Annotated in this window: 11 protein-coding genes; 3 read left to right on the top strand and 8 right to left on the bottom strand. The window is 48.9% G+C overall.

Going from position 1 to position 20024, the window contains the following annotated elements:
• Position 1 precedes the first annotated feature (1 nt).
• From ACGHVY_RS24285 to ACGHVY_RS24250, 8 genes are all read right to left on the bottom strand, one after another.
• Positions 2–1774, bottom strand: coding sequence for a RagB/SusD family nutrient uptake outer membrane protein (locus ACGHVY_RS24285; RefSeq protein ID WP_390602083.1), 1773 nt, complete (start codon positions 1772–1774; stop codon positions 2–4).
• An 18-nt stretch (positions 1775–1792) separates the two neighbouring features.
• On the bottom strand, positions 1793–4816 hold the full coding sequence (locus ACGHVY_RS24280; RefSeq protein WP_390602082.1) for a SusC/RagA family TonB-linked outer membrane protein: 3024 nt from the start codon (positions 4814–4816) through the stop codon (positions 1793–1795).
• Between the two features lie 30 nt (positions 4817–4846).
• On the bottom strand, positions 4847–6409 hold the full coding sequence (locus ACGHVY_RS24275) for a sulfatase (RefSeq protein WP_390602081.1): 1563 nt from the start codon (positions 6407–6409) through the stop codon (positions 4847–4849).
• Between the two features lie 213 nt (positions 6410–6622).
• On the bottom strand, positions 6623–9457 hold the full coding sequence (locus ACGHVY_RS24270; RefSeq protein WP_390602080.1) for a triple tyrosine motif-containing protein: 2835 nt from the start codon (positions 9455–9457) through the stop codon (positions 6623–6625).
• Positions 9458–9659: 202 nt separating this feature from the next.
• The gene (locus ACGHVY_RS24265) at positions 9660–11513 is read right to left on the bottom strand and encodes a fimbrillin family protein (RefSeq protein WP_390602079.1); all 1854 of its coding nucleotides are present in this window, start codon (positions 11511–11513) and stop codon (positions 9660–9662) included.
• Between the two features lie 24 nt (positions 11514–11537).
• Positions 11538–12992, bottom strand: coding sequence for a sulfatase (locus ACGHVY_RS24260; protein ID WP_390602078.1), 1455 nt, complete (start codon positions 12990–12992; stop codon positions 11538–11540).
• Positions 12989–14665: a glucoamylase family protein gene (locus ACGHVY_RS24255; protein WP_390602077.1), complete on the bottom strand. Its 1677-nt coding sequence runs from the start codon at positions 14663–14665 to the stop codon at positions 12989–12991. The genes ACGHVY_RS24260 and ACGHVY_RS24255 overlap by 4 nt, the downstream gene beginning before the upstream one ends.
• A gap of 14 nt (positions 14666–14679) precedes the next feature.
• On the bottom strand, positions 14680–16314 hold the full coding sequence (locus tag ACGHVY_RS24250) for a glucoamylase family protein (protein WP_390602076.1): 1635 nt from the start codon (positions 16312–16314) through the stop codon (positions 14680–14682).
• Positions 16315–16841: 527 nt separating this feature from the next.
• Between ACGHVY_RS24250 and kduI the strand changes: the two genes are divergently transcribed.
• From kduI to ACGHVY_RS24235, 3 genes are all read left to right on the top strand, one after another.
• Entirely contained in the window at positions 16842–17684 is an 843-nt protein-coding gene (gene kduI / locus ACGHVY_RS24245; RefSeq protein WP_390602075.1) for a 5-dehydro-4-deoxy-D-glucuronate isomerase, read from the top strand.
• Between the two features lie 40 nt (positions 17685–17724).
• Positions 17725–18528, top strand: a complete 804-nt coding sequence (locus tag ACGHVY_RS24240; protein ID WP_294553844.1) for a gluconate 5-dehydrogenase — start codon at positions 17725–17727, stop codon at positions 18526–18528.
• A gap of 94 nt (positions 18529–18622) precedes the next feature.
• On the top strand, positions 18623–19864 hold the full coding sequence (locus ACGHVY_RS24235) for a DUF4861 domain-containing protein (protein ID WP_308745336.1): 1242 nt from the start codon (positions 18623–18625) through the stop codon (positions 19862–19864).
• Positions 19865–20024 lie beyond the last annotated feature (160 nt).

Genomic DNA, 20024 nt, shown 5'->3' with positions numbered 1-20024 from the left:
TTTATCTGTAATATTGAGTTTGTTTCACATTCAGCATATCCGATAATACGGCGGTAGGAATGGGCATGGTATAATTGCGCGGCACTTCCAGCTTGTTGCAAAGAGGAATCAGTGTCCTGAAATTCTCCTGGGTAATCGGGAAATTAGGCTTGTTGATGGCGTTCCACCCGTTTGTATTATTCAGGTGTTGTTCGATGCCGTTGAACTCGTCGTTCACTTTGGCATCCATAGCTGCCATCATATAGCCGGGATTCAGTTTGTCTATGCGCACCAGTTCATAATAGCGGTTGCTCCATTCAAGGGCTATTTCGAGGCGTTTATCCTTCCATATCTGTTCCAGTAGTGCTGTACCCGATGTTGCCGGAGAATCTTCCAGATTCGCCCGTTTCCGCACGAGATTCAGCCATCTGACAGCCAGTCCGTCCTCTCCGGCGTGATATGCGGCTTCCGCTCCTATCAGCAAGACTTCACCCATGCGGAGTAATTTCAGATTACTTCCCCCCAGATTTGTCTGCGGAGTATTGCTCGTACTGACCGGTTTTTCCTGCGCTGCCTTTCTCGAATAGCGGTTCGGCCATCCGGTAGCCAGCAGGTTCTTATTGTTGAATGCCACCCCGTTAATCAAGTCACCGTTTATCTTCCGGAACGGACTGTTGTTGCCCGGATGCGCCATGCCGCTGAGCGGATTGGTAACGCCGAACAGAACCGTTCCGAAATAACGCGCGTCAATAATCTCTCCCGTGCTGTTTTTCTCGTACTGGTTGATGAGGTTCAGCGTAGGGGCTACACGCCCGTATCCATTGTACGACCTCGGTTGTGAAGGCCGCCATCCGGCAAAGCGGGTGTCGCCGTTGGCAGTAGATTCCGTCCCTATCTCGAAAAGGGATTCCGAGCAATAATTGCCTGCTCTCCGGAATATTTCCTCAAAATTGCCGTATAGCGGATACTCTTCTTCCATTGCTTTGACAATCTCCACAATCTCCTGATAGCACTTTTCCGCTTTCTCCTGGTCATGGTTGAAGTAGAGTTCGTTGGCGGCTTGGTAGAGCAGGGCTTTTGCCAATAAGCCTTGTGCAGAGCCCAAGTGAGTATGTCCCTGCCAGTTGATGCCGTATAGCTCCGCCCATTCCTGTTTGGTGGGAATGTACTTCACAGCCTGGCGCAAATCTTCCACGATATAATCATAGAGTTGCGTGACGGACTTGTCATTGGTCAGCCTGGCATATTCGGCGGGAGTGATATCCCCCTCTTCGGGCAGGATGACGACCTCTCCGAATGTATTGACCAACATCATATAGAAGAAAGCGCGTACCACCCTGTTTTCGGCAATCAGCCCGTTCTTGTACTTGCTCATAAACTCGTCAAAGTAACTGTCCAGTGCACGGATATTGATATTGGTGCGGTCGATGCCCTTGTAGCTCGCTGTCCATATGTCATTGATGAAATTGGTGGAAGAAGGGGCAATCCCGTAGAAGTTCTGGAACTGGTTGTACATACGGTTGTGCGTCACGTTTCCCGCATCGCTTAGTATAGAGCCTCTTAGCGCATTGTCCGAAGCGATTTCCCCCATGCTGCTGAAAGCGTCCCCTTGTCCTTCGCCTAATGTGAGTATGGCACTGTAAACGGACGAACTCAGCCTGACGGGGTCGTTCAGGGAGACGGAAGGAGTCATGTTGTGTGCCGGTTTATCGAGAAAGTTATCCATGCAAGAGGATAAGAATCCGGCAAGCAGACCTGCTGTGACAGCAGTTATAATGATTCTTTTGTTCTTCATGATGCTTGTTTTTTAAGTTTAGAATGAAAAGGAAGTACCTATTGTGAAAGTACGGTTGTCGGGATAGAGCCCGAAATCATCTATACCGCCCCTGTTGGCGTTGCCGGTGGAGCTGATTTGCGTCTTGTATCCGGTTGCTTTGGTGAACGTGTGCAGGTTGGCTCCCGACAGGAAGATACGTGCGTTGTTCATGCGAATCTTTTTCAGCAGTTTTCTGGGGAAAGCATAAGAGAGCTGCACGTTGGCTATGCTCAGATAGTCTCCGTCTTCAATGAAATAACTGCTGTCGAGGGATGACGCGTCTCCGCGGACAAATACGCGCGGCGTGTGATAGGACGTGCCTTCACCGTGCCAGGCATCCAGCATGGCAGTCGTAAAGTTCTGTGCATCCTGACGGTATTGGGTGCGCCGGTTGTAGACTTTGTGCCCCAGTCCGCTGGTAAGGTCTGCCATCAGTGTAAAACCCTTGTAAGAGAACTTCGCGTTGAATCCGAGCTGTACTTTCGGGATATAAGACCCCAGGTACACATAGTCGTTGGTGTCTATCACCTTGTCACCGTTTACGTCCTCGAATATCAGTTCTCCCACACGTGTTCCGTTGATATGCGGCAGGCTTGCCAACTGTTCGTCATTCTGAAAGACTCCGATAGCGTTGTATCCCCAGAAGCTCCCGATAGGATAGCCTTCCAGTGTCCGGTTGGGGGCATTGCTGATACCGCCGATATTATCATTAATCTTTTTCACGTTGTTTTTCACGGTAGAGCCTGTCAGGGTAAACATACTGTTTACATTCCCCAGTTTGGGGGAATAAGCAACGTTCCATTCCAGTCCTTTGTTGGTCACGGTTCCGATATTGCTTGTCACATTAAACTTTGACGGCTGAATCAGCAACGGCATCATCACTTTCGACGTCTCCTTGTAGAACCAGTCTACCGATACGGAAAAGAGGTTGCGGAAAGCGGTGAAATCAACACCGAGATTGAAAGATTTCATCTCTTCCCAAGACAGGGTGGTGTCGTACATTAATTTCAGCGCGTCAGTCGAATAAATATCATTGTTGGGGCCTGTGACAATGTTTACGCTATTGGCATAAAGTGTCTGTGCATTGCTTACGCCCTTGTCATTGCCCACTACGCCGTAACTCGCCCTGAGTTTCAGCTTGTCCATCCATCGGGCACCTTTCAGGAAATTCTCTTCGGACATTGTCCAACCGAGCCCTAATGACGGGAAGAATCCGTAGCGGTTGTTCTTGGGATAGGAAGAAGAGCCGTCCACGCGTCCCGTGGCTATCACGTTATAACGCCCTTTCAGAGTGTAAGTGATACGTCCGAGGTAGGACACATAGCTTTTTTCCGAACCACCGTCGGCGCCGGTCACGGATGTTCCTTGCCCTACATACCATAAGTTACGGTTCTTCCAGGCTTCCCACGGCAGTCCGGTGGCGAACAGGTTGGCATATTGCGTACGGTAATATTGCATGGTGAAGCCGCCCATAACTGTCAGCCGGTGGTCTTTCTTGTGCAGGTTGTAGGTCAGCGTGTTCTCCAGTTGCCATGAGTTGTTGTTGGCGCTGTTGTGAGTCAGCCTTGAAATCTTGTAAGGCGAGTTGGAGTCTTCCACGTTTTCCATGAAAGCCGGAAGGAATATCTTTTCCTCGGTATTGGCGTAAGTCGTGGAGAATGATGTCCTGAACTGCAACGGCTTGATGATATTCCATTCCAGGAAATAGTTACTGTTGAACCTGTTGATTTTCCGGTAGCGGTCGTGTGTGTAGTGCAACAGGGCATACGGGTTGTTGTCTCCTCCGTTGAAGTCGTTCTCACTGTCGCTGTCACTGCTCAGGTTATATACGGGAGCGTCCGGCAACCGCTTTCCGGTCAGGGAGAAAACATTGTTTTCCACTCCGCCTTTGTTGTCGGTGGTAAAGAGCATGTTCACACCAATTTTCAGGTTTTTATAGAGCTGGTAGGAGGCGTTGATTTTTGCGTTCAGGCGCTTGTAGTCGGTGTATTCTATCACCCCTTCCTGGTGCAGATACCCCAGTCCGGCATAGAAATTGGCTTTTTTCGTGCTTCCCGAAACACTGACCTGATAGTTTCCCGTCAGTGCTGTCCGGTTGGCAAGGTCTTGCCAGTCAGTACCTTTGCCTGCCGTCTGCCATTCGGGGTAAGGAATGGAGTTGGCGGCATCCGCGTTCTGATAGTTGTTGGCCAGATATTCAAGGTTACGTATCTGTTGATACTGGCTTGTATTCGCCAATGGAAGCAAGCGTTCCATTTCGGACAGCGAGAAGTTAACGGACGCGTTCACACGGGTGATTCCCTGTTCGCCGGAGCCTTGCCGGGTAGTGGCAAGGATTACTCCGTTGGCTCCCCTCGAACCGTAGATGGCGGTGGCGGAAGCATCTTTCAGTACGGTGATAGAGAGGATATCGCTTGTATTGATGGCATTCAACTCTTCCAGTGTCATAAACTGTCCGTCCACTACGCAGATAGGTTCCGAGTCGTTGTAAGAGCCTACGCCGCGTATTCTGACAGAAGCCGTCTCACCCGGTTCGGAAGTTCCCAAAACCTGCATTCCGGGGATTTTGCTTCCGATGGCATCGAGCAGGTTCACGGTCGGGACTTCGCTCAGTTCTTTTCCGGAAAGGGTGGAGATGGCTCCGGTCAAGTCCTCTTTCCGTTGCGAGCCGTAGCCGACTACAATCTCTACCTGGTCTAACTGATTGACTGTCGGGTTCATTTGAACACGGAGCCTGCTCCGTCCTTTCAGTTCCACTTCCCGTTTCTCATAACCGATGAATGAGAAGACCAGTGTAGCCCTCGGCCCTGCTTTGAAAGTAAAGCCCCCGTCGATTCCTGAAGTAGCGCCCCGTTGGGTTCCTTTTATCTGAATGGATACTCCGGGAAGCGGTTCCCCCGCTTCGTCCAGTACCACTCCGCTCACTTCGATATTCTGCGCTTGCGACAATCCCGCTATCATAAGCAGGCAAATCGTGAACAGCGTCTTGCACATAAGCTTGACATACATATTGTTTTTCATATCTTTCTGAATTTAAGAGTCATAAAATGATTATTCCATGCAACGCTGAGGCACTTCGTACTGCTGTTGCAGCTTGGCCAGTTCCTTTTTCAGCTTTGCCGTTATTTTCTCCGTACCTTTCTGGCCGTAGATATTATGCATTTCCGTCGGGTCATTCTTTAAGTCGTAGAGTTCCCATACTTTGTCCTGATAGAAGTACATCAGCTTGTAACGCTCTCCCTTCACTCCATAATGCTTGTGCACGCTGTGGAAGCCGGGGAACTCATAGAAATGATAATATAGATACTTTCTCCAGTCCGGTGTCTTTTTGCCTTCCAGCAGTGGCAGGAAAGACACGCCCTGCATCTCCTTCGGGACATCAATGCCGCACATCTCCAGGAAAGTGGGAGCGAAGTCGATGTTCTGTGTCAGTTTCGTGATATGTGTTCCTGCCTTGATTTTCGGGGGGAAACGCATCATCATCGGCATTTTCATGGACTCCTCATACATGAAGCGCTTGTCGAACCATCCATGCTCGCCTACATAGAATCCCTGGTCGCTGCAATATACGATGATGGTGTTGTCGAGCAACCCTTCCTTCTTCAGGTAATCCAGCATTTTGCCTATGCTTTCGTCAAGAGAGGCAATCGTAGCCATGTATTCACGTGCGTAGCGTTGGTATTTCCAGATGGCGAGGTCTTTCCCCTGCGGGTTCTGCTCCCAGAAAGAGTCGTTTTTCGAACGGTAGTTGTCGTTGAACCGCTTCCATTGTTCGGGTGTCATCCGCCGGTTCAGGTGTTTCCACGGGTCGAACCGCAGGGAATCGCTTCCTTTGGCCACGTTCATCTTCAAGTCGTGTCCTTCGTACATGTCGCGATAGATGTTCATCTTCTGCTTCTTGGCGGCTTCGCGTCCTTCATAGTCGTCGAAGTAGTTTTCGGGAACAGGGAAGTCCACATTGTCATATAAGTGATAATGGCGTTCGGCAGGCCACCAGTTACGGTGTACGGCCTTGTGGTTCATCATCATGAAGAAAGGCTTGCTCCGGTCGCGGTGTTCCAGCCAGTCCATTGTTTTCTCGGTGATGATGTCCGTGACGTATCCGTCTACGCGCACCGTGTCGTTTTCGGTGATAAAGTCGGGGTTGTAATATTCACCCTGGTCGTTCAGGATAGTCCAGTAGTCAAATCCGGTAGGTTTCGTGACGAGGTGCCATTTGCCGATGAGGGCAGTCTGGTATCCGTTTGCCTGGAATACTTTCTGCACTAATAGCTGCGAACCGTCGAACTTGTTTCCGTTTCGCATAAAGCCGTTGGCATGGCTGTGTTTTCCGGACATCACGGAAGCGCGGCTGGGGCCCGACAGGGAGTTGCAGCAGTAATTGGCTTCGAAAAGCGCTCCTTCGTTGGCTATCCGGTCGATGTTCGGGGTGGGAGCCAGGCGGGAGAATTCGGAACCATAGGCACTGATGGCTTTCTCGGCATGGTCGTCGGACATGATAAAGAGAATGTTGGGTGCGGACTCCTTGGCTTTATTCTGCGCATGAGTTCCGGTAAGTGGGAGCAGGGGAAGCACTGCTCCTAATAATAGTTTGTTCTTGGCGACTGTTTTCATAAATTGCATTAATTTTTCGTTGTGATGCAAAGAAAAACATTGTTTGGCGAGACATAAAAACAAACAGTGCCATTTGGTTACGTCAGCCCGGATTTTCTTAGGAAAACGGATACTACATCACTACTTCATTCTGCTTTTTATGCTTGTTAAGTAGTTAATAATAAGTAGATTGTGATACGCCGGATTATGAAACGGAAACAACTCCCCGGACACTTAGAAATCAATGAGGAACTGTACCAAATCGACATTCGAATCCAGTTCCATCTTTTTTCTTAAACGATATCTAGCTGTTTCTACTGCACGCACTCCTATATTCAGCATATCCGCCATGTCCTTCGTGCTCATATTCAAGCGCAGCAGGGCGCATAACTTCAGGTCGTTGGGTGTCAGTTCGGGGAAACGCTGCCGGAGATTCCTGAAGAAATGTTCGTGAATCAGGTCGAAGTTCGACAGGAACAGATCCCACTCTTTCCCTTTTGAAGTGGCATTGTCTATCATGTCTATCAGCTTCTGATAGTATTTGTTAGGGTATTGGCTGCCCAGCATCCGTTTGTGGTTCTCTATCTCCTCTTTGATGGCGAGCAGTGTCCTGTTGTTCTCGATGATAGTCATGGTAGATTGCGTCAGCTCCTTGCCTTTGAACAGGATTTCGTCGTTGAGCCTTTTGTTTTCAAGCTCGATGATTTGCTGTTCACGTTCTTTGATGATGTGGCGTTGCTGGCGTAACGTTCTCCGGCGGACACCTGCATAAATAGCCAGAAGAATCACCGCCAGAAGGAAGATGTAGCCGACATATGCCCACGGGCTCAGATACCATGGCGGCAATATGCTGAACGAGAAAGAAGCGGTAGCCACGGCTGTCCCTTTTTCGTCGATAGCCCTGCATTTCAGACAGTAGTTGCCTGCCGGAAGCCGCTGGATATTGATGGAAGGCGCATTTTGTTTCTCTTGCCAGTGTTTCTCTATGCCGTTCTCTTCCAGCTTGAACTGAAAATGGATGTTCTCATTATAGGCAGGATATGCCACCTGGACGTCCAAGCTGTTAAAATCGGACGTCAGCCGATGGACGGTATCTTCCGTGCGGACAGGAAGGCTCTGTTGCTCGTCTTTCAATATATTGTAGGAGATGATATGGTTGAAAATCAATTCCTGGTTGGGGGAAGACGGGGCGGCTTCCGGTTTGTTGGGGATGACTACGAGCACATTCTCCGCACAAAGGATGGAATATTCGGGCGTGACGGGCACGATGCTTTCGAAGTCCTTGTGCATCCGCAGGTTGTAGTTGTCGAACAAGAGTACTTTTTCTATCACCGGAGTGTCGGAAGCCGCCATATTGACCAGTGCGACTCCCGTGTCCGTGATAAACCAGTAATAGGTGTTGTCCACCTTTACGATATGCCTGGTGTGGGTGATAAATTCCAAATGAGTGTTCAGGCGGTCGTAAGGAACGATAGAGTCCGAGAGGTCATTGTAGGTATGGAACTGTTTTCCGTCAGTGAATACAATTCTTCCGCCGACGTTGAATACGCCTATCTGCGTGCGGCTTGAATCTCCGATGCAGGAGATAAATTCATTTCCGGTAAATTCAGTCCGGTTCCTGTCCATTTTCAGCTTGTATATGCCTTTTCGCGTGTGAGCCACCCAAAGGTTTCCGTTATTGTCGAATTCCATGTATCGCGGGTAGCCGTTGAAGTTGGTGAGCCGTTGGCGGAATAAGTAGTTGCCGGACGGCTCTATGTCGTAGAGATTTATAGAATTGTAACTGCCCAGCAGGAAGCCTTTGCGCTGCTGCGGGTAATGAATCTCCGTTCCTGCCAGTGCCCCGCCGGTGGGATACATTTCGGACAGTTGGTTCTGCCTGTTCAGCAGGTAGGTGGCTTTGCTGTGCCCGATGATAAGCCCTTCGTTGGTTTTCAGTAGTTTCTGTACGAAGCCGCCCGGCAGGTTCACCCGTTCCGGGGAGAAGTTTTGTTCCTGAGACATGAACGTGCCGGCTTTTATCCGCCACAGGCCTTGGTTAGAGGCGATATAGAGATAATCATTCCACAAGGCGACGTCGAAGATAGAGCCGATATTGTTCTCTTTCAGATAGTGGAAGGAGAAAGAGTCGTTGGTAAAGGCAAGTGAGAGCCCTTTTTCCAGTCCAATCCAGATGTTGTTGGATTTGTCCTTGAAGAGGGACAGGACGGTGTTATGCTGTAATTTGGTCTGATAGTCGAGTTTGTAGAGCAGGCTGCCTTGCGGGTCGAAACAGAGCAGCCCGTTGCTGCGCGTTCCTGCCAGCAGGTTGCCGTTTCCGGCATAGAGCGCTTCATTGTTTCCGGAGATGTTCGGGGTTTTGTTGATGGTTGCCTGCGGGGTATATTGTCCCTGGTCGTAAATCCAGAATCCCTGGTTTTCCGTTTGGATGAGCAGGCGGTTGCCGTCGTAGGGCAATATGCTACGTACGGGGCTTTGAAGGGGAGAACTGGTGGCGGGCAGTTTGGTAAGGGTGTTCTTCTCCAGCCGGTAAAGTTCGTCCTGGACTACCGCATAGATTTTGTTCTCTACCTTATACAGGCGTTGCATCATGTTCTTTACCGGGTAGAAAGCTACTTTCCTCGATTGGGTATCAAAAGAAAAGTATCCGGCAAAAGATTGGAAATAAATCAGGTTCTCTTCCTGCTCGATGCTCCATATGTCCTTGTTCTTCAATTCCTTGTGACGGAACAGAGAGGAGATGGAAGAGTAGACCAGCTTGCCGTATTCGTTTCTTTCGAAGTAGCCGAATTCTTCATAGCTGCCGATGTAGATACGGTCGTCCGGTGCGATATGCAGGGAACGGATAGTCCGGTTTTCGTTGGTGGTATAGGTCTGCCATGTCTTTCCGTCGTAGCATACCAGGCCGTAGCGGTTGGCAATATAGATAATGCCTTTACTGTCTTGTCCGATGTCCCAGTTCTGACACATCACTTCCTTGTTCGTGAAGTTCTTGACGAAAGGGATGGAAGCTGCCAAAGCGGTAGCTGTGGCAAATAATATGGTAATGAGCGCACAAATGTATTTCATAGTTGCAACATCGTATAGGAAGTTCATTGCAAAAATACAAAACTTTGGCAACGGTACAAAGGGAGATATGAAAACTTATTCTTACTTATATGCGGTTGTGCCTGTATATAGACACTATGATACCGATACATTGACACGGCTTTGCCTATATATGGACACTGTAGTACCCATATATAGGCATAAGCCGGGAATATGCTCATTCTTACGGTGCGGCTACTTCTTCTCCGTTTTTATATGCCTTACCGCTTGCTGAAGTTACGGTAGAGCCTTCCAGAGTATAGTTGGCATTGTTTTTGAAAACCTCGCTGAAGCCTTTGGTAGTTGCTGCGTTTTGGCTCCATCCTACCATGTAGCAGATGATGGCATCTTTGGTTCCATTTGCCTTGGCTGATAATATTCCTAGCATCTGGGAAGTCGTGGCAGGAAGTTTTGCTAGTAAGCCGGGAGCGGAATTGCCCAAGAATCCTCCGAGCCATACGGTTCCTGTCTGGGATTCAGTAGAGATGGTAGTACCCTTTTCAACGGTACATATTGCATCAGCCATGCCGTTAATGGCAGGGACTGATACCATCCCGCCGATGATTCCTCCTGTGTGGGCATTTTGTGTTCCCTGATTATCCACTTTGATATTTCCTTTGTAGGATAAGTTACAACCTTCCACCGATGAAGTACTTGCTAATTCACCGATTATTCCTCCGGTTTTTATATCTCCTTTCACCGTAGCTTCTACAGTTATGTCGACTTCCGAACGAATATTACCGGATAATATGGTGTTGTTTGTAGCTTGTCCTATCAATCCTCCCGTCTGAGTGGCATCCGTTGCTGTGATATTGATGGAGCCGGCAATAGTCAGATTCATGATTTTAGCGGCTTTGGTATGGGCGAAGAATCCGATACCTTTTGATGTGTTTGTTCCGGAAATCTTCATTCCGCTGATTGTTTTATTATTACCGTCCAATATACCGGCAAAGGGAAGTGTATTGCTTCCAACAGGTTCCCAGTTTTCTCCGTCAAGGGAAATATCGGCATCCAGTTTGAAATATTTTCCGGCAAAGTCTGTGATAGCATCGCCTTCGTGCGAGTCGCGGCTGATAGCACGCAGTTGTCCGGCAGTTGTGATAATCCAGGGACTTTCTGCTGTACCTTCTCCCGTTTGGGTGTAGTCATCATTTGGTTCCGGCTCCGGTTCTTCGTCTTTGGCTACGGCTATTTCAAACGTGTGCTGCTTTCCTTTTTCGAAGGTGATACCTTCCAGGGTAGCGGTGTAGACTTCATTATTTGCATCTGTAACGGATACGGTGAATTGCTTGCCGCTCAAGTCGACAGGGACGATTAACAGATTAGCTTCCAACTTCTGCAAGGTGCCGCAATCTTTCAGGTTCAACGTTACCTTGTTAGTGCTTTCGTTGGTTGTCAGTTTGAAGTTTGCGGCATCGGCCGGATAATTGTTGCAATTGACCGACTTGATAAAATCCTTGCCGCCGGTGCTGATTTCCAATGTCGAAGGGATGAGTGCTTCGGGCAATGTGATTTTGAATGTCAGTACGGACATCTGCGGCTGAAATTCAATCGGTTGGATGATACCCTCTTCATAGGTGCTGACACCATACATATAGTAGAAAGCAGAAAGATGCCCTGTTGTGGCATTTCCTTTTTGGGTAAGTATGTATTGAGTATCGGTAGGGTCGGTACCGGGGGCGGGCAGGAGAGTACCTGTCACGTTTGCTTTCTCTTTGGCTTTTCCTGCGGGATAGAATGCACGTATATAGTCACCTTCCTGCGGGGTGGGAAACGCTTTCTTGACCGCTTCAAACGTAGCCCGGTTCACTTGCGATTCTTCGGTGTAGAAGAGTGTCTTTTCAGCGTCCGCCTTCTTCGCGTATAAGGCAATGGTATTATCCGTATTCCATTGCAGAGGTTTCGGGATGACGGCTTCGGTGGTGGTGATGCCTTGCTTGTTTCCGCCCTGTGCAGCGTCATCGTCGTCGGAACATCCGCCGATGAATAGCGTGGTGGCGAGTGCGACGGCACATTGGATAAAAATAGTATTTCTCATATTGGTGAATTTATAGGTTGTTGATTATTGCTTGTCTCCGACTTCTTCCTGAGTCTGCCGGAGTGTTTCTTTCAATTCGTTTATCACTTTCTCGTACTTCTTGTTCCCGTACTGGTTGGTCATTTCGTGCGGGTCTTCCTGTAAGTCGTAGAACTCCCATACAGGCTGGAAGCCGGGCTTGTCGATGGAACCTTTCGTTCCGCAGGATTTGCCGTAGAAATAAATCAGTTTGTAACGGTCGGTACGCAGCCCGTAGTGAGCGGGGATGTTGTAGCCCTTGAAGTTCATCCAGTAACGGTAATAGGCTGTTTTCCGTGCATCGGGGGCCTTTTTCCCGGTGAGAGAGGCGCAGAAACTTCTGCCGTCCATATAACCGGGAGTCCGGATACCTGCATATTCAAGGAGTGTCGGGGCAAAATCAATGTTCTGCACGAAAGTTTGACAGGTGGTATTTGCCCGTATTTTCCGGGGGTAGCGGATGACCAGGGGCATACGCAGTGCTTCTTCGTACATCAGCCGTTTGTCTACAAGCCCGTGTTCGCCCATGTAGAAGCCTTGGTCGGAAGTGTAGACAATGATGGTGTTGTCCAGTTGCCCGTTCTTTTCGAGGCATTCGAGCAGGCGTCCTACGTTCTCGTCTATTCCGGCGATGCAAGAGAGGTAAGTGCGGATATATTCCTGATAGGCATCTTTCACCCTGTCTTCCTTGGGCAATGTCTTGTCGGCAAAGCGTCCGCTGGAAATCTTGTTGTGTACGGATTTCAGTATGGGGCGGTTGTCGAGGTTCTCGTACAGGTTGTCCGGTTCGGGGAACACGATGTCTTTGTACAGGTCTTTGTGACGTTCCGCCGGGGTAAAAGGCGTGTGTGGGGCTTTGAAGTGGCACATCAGGAAAAAGGGCTTGTTTTTGTCCGCTTTCTCCATCCAGTCGATGCATTTGTCCGTGATGACGTCCGTGCAGTAGCCTTGGGTGCGTACGGCATGTTTCACGTCGAAAGGAAGTCCGCTCTCCATGAAACCGGGATTTTCATATTTGCCTTGTCCGGGCATGACGCTGTAAAAGTCGAACCCTTCGGGCTGTGTGCCGATGTGCCACTTGCCGATGATGGCGGTCTGATAACCGTTCTTTTGGAGTTCCTTTGCCATGGAAGGGTGTCCGGCGGGAAGTTCGTCGGCGAGGGTATATACCTGGTTGTGGTGGCTGTATTGTCCCGTCAGGATAGCTGCCCGGCTAGGGGTGCTGATGGAGTTGGTGACAAAACAGTTGTCCATCCTGACTCCTTCGTGCGCGATACGGTCGATATTCGGAGTTTTCACGTAGTCTTTCAGTACCGACGCATATACGCCGATGGTCTGGAAAGAATGGTCGTCGGACATGATGTAGAGTATGTTCGGGCGGTCTTCTGCGGCAAAGGCGGCTACGGCGCCCAGAGAGAGGGCTGCCGTGCTGATGCCCTTTTGAAGGAATGGGGTTTTCATCTTAGGTTAATGTTTAAAGTGTCTGTTAATTTATTGTCTTTATACATGTTCAGGCGGTATGCGCGCTTGCTCCATTGGCCGTAGGGAAGCAGCAGGGTGTTGATGCCTTTGTCTACTGTGTCGGGGATAACCTTGCGCACCGTGTCTCCGCAGCTAAGGGTGAAATGGATATTCGCTGAGGCTGTATCGCTCCAGTATCGTATCATGTACTTCTCCGTATCGGGGTGTGCGGTCAAATCGGCCGCCCCTGTCTGAAGATTGACGGGGTTCTGGCAGAATCCTTCCGTATAGGCGGATTCCCTGAATCCTGCCAGTTCAAGTCCCTTGCGGATAGGTTCGCTTTGCCAAGCCAGTTTCCAGATTAGTCCGGTACGGTAATTTTCGATAATGGACACGATGGGCATTACGGAGATGGATAAATATCGGGAGTCTGCCCAAGCCAGGCTTGTATTGTACGCGTCTGTAATGCCGTAAGTTCCTTTCATGCCGGGTGTTTGGTAGAGCGAGTTAATGACTTGCAGGGCATAGAATGGAGTGACCGTGACGGTTCCCATGGCTCCTGTGGCGCAAATAGTGCCGTCATCGCGTCCCTGCGCGGGTGAACGACCTTTGTAGCCTAGCGGTGCCGGGCCGTAACAAGCGCTCAACCCCCAGTTCCGCTCGTCGTACAGATACTCTTTCGGGGCGTCATTCAGGCAGTATTGCCGGTTTATCAGTGCGTGGTTGGTGCAGAACTCCCAATAATCTGCATAGTTATCCTGATAGATGAAAGGGTTTATCCATAAGAACGGGTGTTGTGTGGTGAAGAGCGGGCCGCCTTTTTCTTCTCCACCCAGTTCGAACGTGTATCCGTAGGTAGTACGTCCCTCGTTGAAGAACTTCTTCCCGCGCCATCCGTGAGTGTATACATCTTCTGTAATGGCAAACTCTTCGGGGGCGGATAATGCCAATAAGTAGGCGGGGAGAGCTTCGCACGGACCGGTTATTTTCAATGGGGCGAAGCCCAGGTTCTTGTCCCATGCCCAATAGAGGGTTGGCTCGCCGTTGGTGTAGAAGTTCCAGTCTATTTCGTTGTGGAACTTTGCCACAAGTTCCCTTGCATTGGTTTCCGTTGCGTCTTCCGAGTCAAAGTACTCCGAACAGATGAATAATCCCATCATCATAAAGGCAGTCTCTACCAAATCGCCTGCCGACTGCTGTTTGGGGTTGAAAGGTGAGCCTGCTCCCGTCTTTCCGTTCATCCAGTGCGACCATGCACCGTGATAACGTTCGGCTCTGTTGAGGAAAGTACACATATCCAAGAAGCGCTGTGCTCCTTCCTTCCTGCTTATCCATCCGCGTTCTACGGCTACGGGAATGGCGGTGGCGGCATAAGCCGACCCGGCTAACGCCACGTTTATTGCGGGACGTTCCGTACCGATAAGCGCCATCTTGCTATCTTTCTGATAGTCTTCATAGAAGAAACGGAAATAACCTTGCTGTATGTCGGTCAGTGTCTGTCTTTGTTTCTCCGGCGTATATTCCAGTGAATCGGCAAAATAGCTCCCTTCGGTAATGGCAGGGAGAGACGGTAGCTCCGGCTGTTCGTCCGAGTGGAAGACCGGTTCGTCCGAACAACTGCACGAACAGGCGGCAGCCAGCAGGAAGAGACAGAGTATCGGTTGAAGTTTCATATTCGATAAGGGGATTAGTTGAGTTGGACTTTTATTTCTGCTTTCACTTTGCCATCCTTCAGCAGACGGATGATGCAGCGTTTTGTATCTTTCAACCTGCTGCGGTCGAAAGAGAGCAGGTTGAGACCTCGCGGATACTCTTCCGCCCGGATTTCCGAAAGAACTTGCGTACCGGTTTCGTTTGCAATCTGGAAAGAGGTTGTACCTGCTTCTTCCAGATAAAAATCCAGTTCGTACATTTTCCTGTCCGGGTGACGGAGCATATCGTAATAGCCTGTGCGCGTATCCGCAATCGCATACGGGAAGCCTGTGGGATGGACGGGAAGATGTATGTCTGCCTTTTCCATTCCTTTCCGGATGTCGGGATGATTGGCTAGCAGTTTCCACAGGAAGCCGCTGCGGTAGTTCTCTATCATAATAACAACCGGTGCCTGGTCGATGGCGATTCTACCTTTGAAGTACCAGTTGTCCACAAGGCTGTAACCGTCGCCGAATCCCCCCGGAGTGCGTAGCTGCGGGCAGTTGTAATGCAGGTTGAGCAACATCTGTATGGAGTAGAAAGGTGTGTAAGGCATGGACGAAAGGGCAGCGGTAGGAGCTATCACGCCGTCATCGCGTTTCGGAGTGCGCGGCTTGTACCCCTTCTTGACAGGCTGATTGGGGCCTGAACCTGCACTTAGTCCCCAGTTGAACGCATCGTATTGATATTCTCCGGGCGCTTCTTCCATACAATAATGCCTGTGTATCATGGCGTGGTATGTGCCATATTGCTGGTAGTCTGCGTATTTGTCCTGCATTGTCTTGGGATTCATCCCCAAAAACGAATAGTGTGACAGGAAGAGCGGGCCGCTCAGATGGGTTCCCATAACAAAAGGGTAACCGTAGTGCGCCTGCCGGGGCTTGAATATCTTGCCGTTCTGCTGCCATCCGTTTTTGTATACATCCGCATCGACAGCATACTTGTCGGGGGCACCCATGGCGAGGATGTAGGTAATCAATGCTTCGTTGTATCCGCGTAGCGGCAATGTAAACGTTTCGTTGGTACGTTCCCATAGCCAGTAAAGTTCTCCGTTGTGCACGAACTCATTCCATTGTATCGTTTTACGGAAACTGTCCACTGTTTTCCGTATCTCTTTTTCTACAGCGTTGTTCTCCGTCAGATAAGCCTGGGCTGCATAAAGCCCCATCATCATAAAAGACGTTTCTACCAGGTCGCCGGATTCTATCTGTTTGCCGAACTTGACAGGCTTCCCCTCTACATTCATCCAGTGCGACCATGCCCCTTTTATGCGTTCGGCTTTATCCAGGTAGCGTACAAGTGTGAGAATATGCTTTGCCCCCTCTTTGCGGGTAATCCATCCCCGTTCTATTCCCGTCAGTATCACCATGACGCCGAAGCCGCTGCCACCGGTGGTCAGGTTCTTGTTATTGACGTTTGTGCCTGCGTGAATCATACCGGTCTGTTTATTGGCGAATTGCCAGAAATGATTGAATGCGGCACGTTGCTCTTCTTCTAATATCGCACGTACCGAATCGGGATGGTAGGAGAATGTGGCGGTCGCCCGGACAGGCGCGGCATATCCCGATATATATGTGGCACACGCCAACAGGAGACTGAATACTGTTTTTTTGAGTAAGGAGTGATTCATAGCTTTTTTATTTTGGGGCAAAGTAAAGCTTTTCTTGTTATTCACTCAAATTCCGGGCATCGTATCGAATACGTCAGGATGAAAAAAATGGAGAATCGGACTACTATTTCTATACTACACAGATGAATAATCGGTTGATAATGTGTGGTTTGTATCTTGAATATATCTTCCTGTCTCTTTTCATCCGCCAAAGTATGCTCCTAGGCGGACGGTAATTGTGAACGGTTCATGGCGATGTTACGAAAGAGGTCGGATATCTGGTTTACCTCCTGTTTGATGACTTTGTTCCGGAATACTAAAAAAAGTAAAGCTTTCGCGCTTTTTCTTTCATATAGGTGAAAATCTCCTTCCAATCGTATTATAGTTCGTTAAAAAAGTGTACATTGCAACAATTATGGACATTTTTGGTGGATAATTGGAACAAAATTGCAAGGTTAACCCGTTTTCTTTTGCTATTTTTGCACCGTGTACGTAAACGACGTGCACGTAGAAAGAGAACTTATTCAATAACTATAAATAGATAAGGTATGAAAACGAACTATGAAATTCGCTATGCTGCGCATCCTGAGGATGCAAAAAGTTATGATACTACAAGAATCCGCAGAGATTTCTTAATCGAAAAGATATTTGTCCCCAATGAAGTGAATATGGTGTATTCCATGTATGACCGTATGGTTGTGGGTGGAGCTCTTCCGGTAGGAGAGGTGTTGACGCTCGAAGCGATTGACCCGCTGAAAGCCCCGTTCTTCCTGACCCGCCGCGAGATGGGTATTTACAATGTGGGCGGCCCCGGTATCGTGAAAGCAGGCGACGCTGAATTTGAACTTGATTATAAAGAAGCCCTTTATTTGGGTTCGGGCGACCGTGAAGTGACTTTTGAAAGCAAGGATGCTACGCATCCCGCCAAGTTCTACTTCAACTCGCTGACTGCACACCGCAACTATCCCGACCGCAAGGTGACGAAAGCCGATGCAGTAGTGGCTGAAATGGGTTCTTTGGAAGGTTCCAACCATCGTAACATCAATAAGATGCTGGTAAATCAGGTATTGCCTACCTGCCAACTCCAGATGGGTATGACGGAACTGGCTCCGGGAAGCGTATGGAACACGATGCCGGCTCACGTACACAGCCGTCGTATGGAAGCTTATTTCTACTTCGAAATTCCTGAAGACCATGCTATCTGCCATTTCATGGGTGAAGTGGACGAAACGCGTCACATCTGGATGAAAGGCGACCAGGCGGTTCTTTCGCCCGAATGGTCTATCCACTCGGCTGCCGCTACTCACAACTATACCTTTATCTGGGGTATGGGCGGCGAGAACCTCGACTACGGCGACCAGGACTTCTCATTAATAACAGACTTGAAATAAACAACTACAATAAGTTTTCTTAATTTAATAACAAAAAATTATGAATCAGTATTTGAATTTTTCTTTGAAAGGTAAAGTAGCTCTCGTTACAGGTGCTTCTTATGGTATCGGTTTTGCTATCGCTTCTGCTTTTGCAGAACAAGGCGCTACTGTTTGTTTTAACGACATCAATCAGGAGTTGGTAGACAAAGGTATGGCTGCTTATGCAGAAAAGGGTATCAAGGCTCACGGTTATGTATGTGACGTAACAGACGAACCGGCTGTACAGGCTATGGTTGCTACTATCGCTAAAGAAGTAGGTACAATTGATATTCTTGTAAATAATGCAGGTATCATCCGTCGTGTTCCTATGCACGAGATGGATGCTGCTGATTTCCGTCGTGTAATCGATATCGACTTGAACGCTCCGTTTATCGTTGCTAAGGCTGTTCTTCCCGCTATGATGGAAAAACGTGCCGGTAAAATCATCAACATCTGCTCTATGATGTCTGAACTGGGTCGTGAAACTGTATCTGCTTACGCTGCCGCTAAGGGTGGTCTGAAGATGCTGACTCGCAACATCTGTTCTGAATATGGTGAATACAACATCCAATGTAATGGTATCGGCCCGGGTTATATCGCTACTCCGCAGACTGCTCCTCTTCGTGAGCCGCAAGCAGATGGAAGCCGTCACCCGTTCGATTCATTCATCTGCGCCAAGACTCCGGCTGGTCGTTGGTTGGATCCGGAAGAGCTGACAGGCCCTGCCGTGTTCCTTGCTTCTGAAGCATCTAACGCTGTCAACGGTCACGTTCTTTACGTAGACGGTGGTATCCTCGCTTATATCGGAAAACAACCGAAATAATACAAGATAGAAAGTTAATCCGTAAGGTGATAGAATGGCAAAGAGCATCCTCTTTTCATCTGTCACCTTATTTTTTATTTAATAAGAATCAATCATGAAAAAGATATTTTTTCTGCTTGCTGTTGCTTTGACGGCTTTTGCTTCCTGTGCCGACAGTAAACAGACAATGACGGTCACAGTGACCAATCCCCTGGCTTTGGAACGTGTAGGGGAAATGGTTGAAGTACCGATGGGTGATGTAGTTGCAAAGTTGCAACTGGCAGACACGGCACAGATTATAGTACTTGACGCTGACGGTCAGCAAGTGCCTTACCAGGTGACATATGACGAGAAAGTCGTTTTCCCTGCTACGGTAAAAGCAAACGGCACAGCTACTTATACCATCCAACCGGGTACTCCGGAACCTTTCAACGTAATTGCCTGTGGTAAATATTACCCCGAACGCCTGGATGACGTTGCCTGGGAGAACGATCTCGTAGGTTTCCGTGCCTATGGCCCTGCTTTACAGGCAAGAAACGAGCGTGGCTTTGGTTACGATATCTTCACGAAGTATAATACTACCGAGCCTGTCCTGGAAAGTATGTATGCTGAAGAACTGAATAAGGAGAAGCGTGCCAAGATAGCTGAACTGAAAAAGACAGACCCGAAAGCGGCTGCCGAACTGGGGCGTGCCATCTCTTACCATGTTGATCATGGTTACGGAATGGACTGCTACGCCGTAGGCCCTACATTGGGCGGCGGTACGGCTGCTTTGATGGCTGGCGATACGATTATCTATCCTTACTGCTATCGTACTCAGGAAATCCTCGATAACGGCCCGCTACGCTTTACTGTAAAGCTGGAATTCAACCCGCTTGTGGTTCGTGGTGATTCTAACGTGATAGAAACACGTGTCATCTCTTTGGATGCAGGCTCATACCTCAATAAGGCAGTTATCTCATATACTAATCTGAAAGAGGCAATGCCTGTGACTACCGGACTCGTCTTGCGTGAACCGGACGGTGCAGTTGTAGCAGATGCCGCAAACGGTTATATCACTTACGTTGACCCGACAACCGACCGTAGCGGTGCGAACGGCAAGATATTTGTCGGCGCTGCATTCCCCGCACAGGTAAAAGAAGCTAAAGCGGTTCTTTTCTCGGAAAAGGAAAAGAAAGAACGTGGAGGAGCCGACGGTCATGTGTTGGCTATCAGCGAATATGAACCGGGTTCTGAATATACTTATTACTGGGGTTCTGCCTGGGATAAGGCTGCCATCAAGACAGCTGATGTCTGGAATAAATATATGGCGGAGTATGCTCAAAAATTACGTGCTCCGCTTTCGGTAGCATATTAGTATCCAGTTTGAGGATTAGAAATAGTTGAAAAGTGGGGATTCCTGTAATTATATGGGAGTTCCCATTGTTTTTTAGTAGAAATAACCTGTCGGCTATCGGCTGATTACTGGCGGATAATTTAGTCTGTATTTGTTATGGAAGTGTTTGATGTGGTTATTT

Source organism: Bacteroides sp. f07 (assembly GCF_042854785.1).
Taxonomy (GTDB): Bacteria; Bacteroidota; Bacteroidia; order Bacteroidales; family Bacteroidaceae; genus Bacteroides.
Note: the sequence above shows the minus strand (reverse complement) of the source record. Positions and strands in the feature narration are given on the sequence as shown.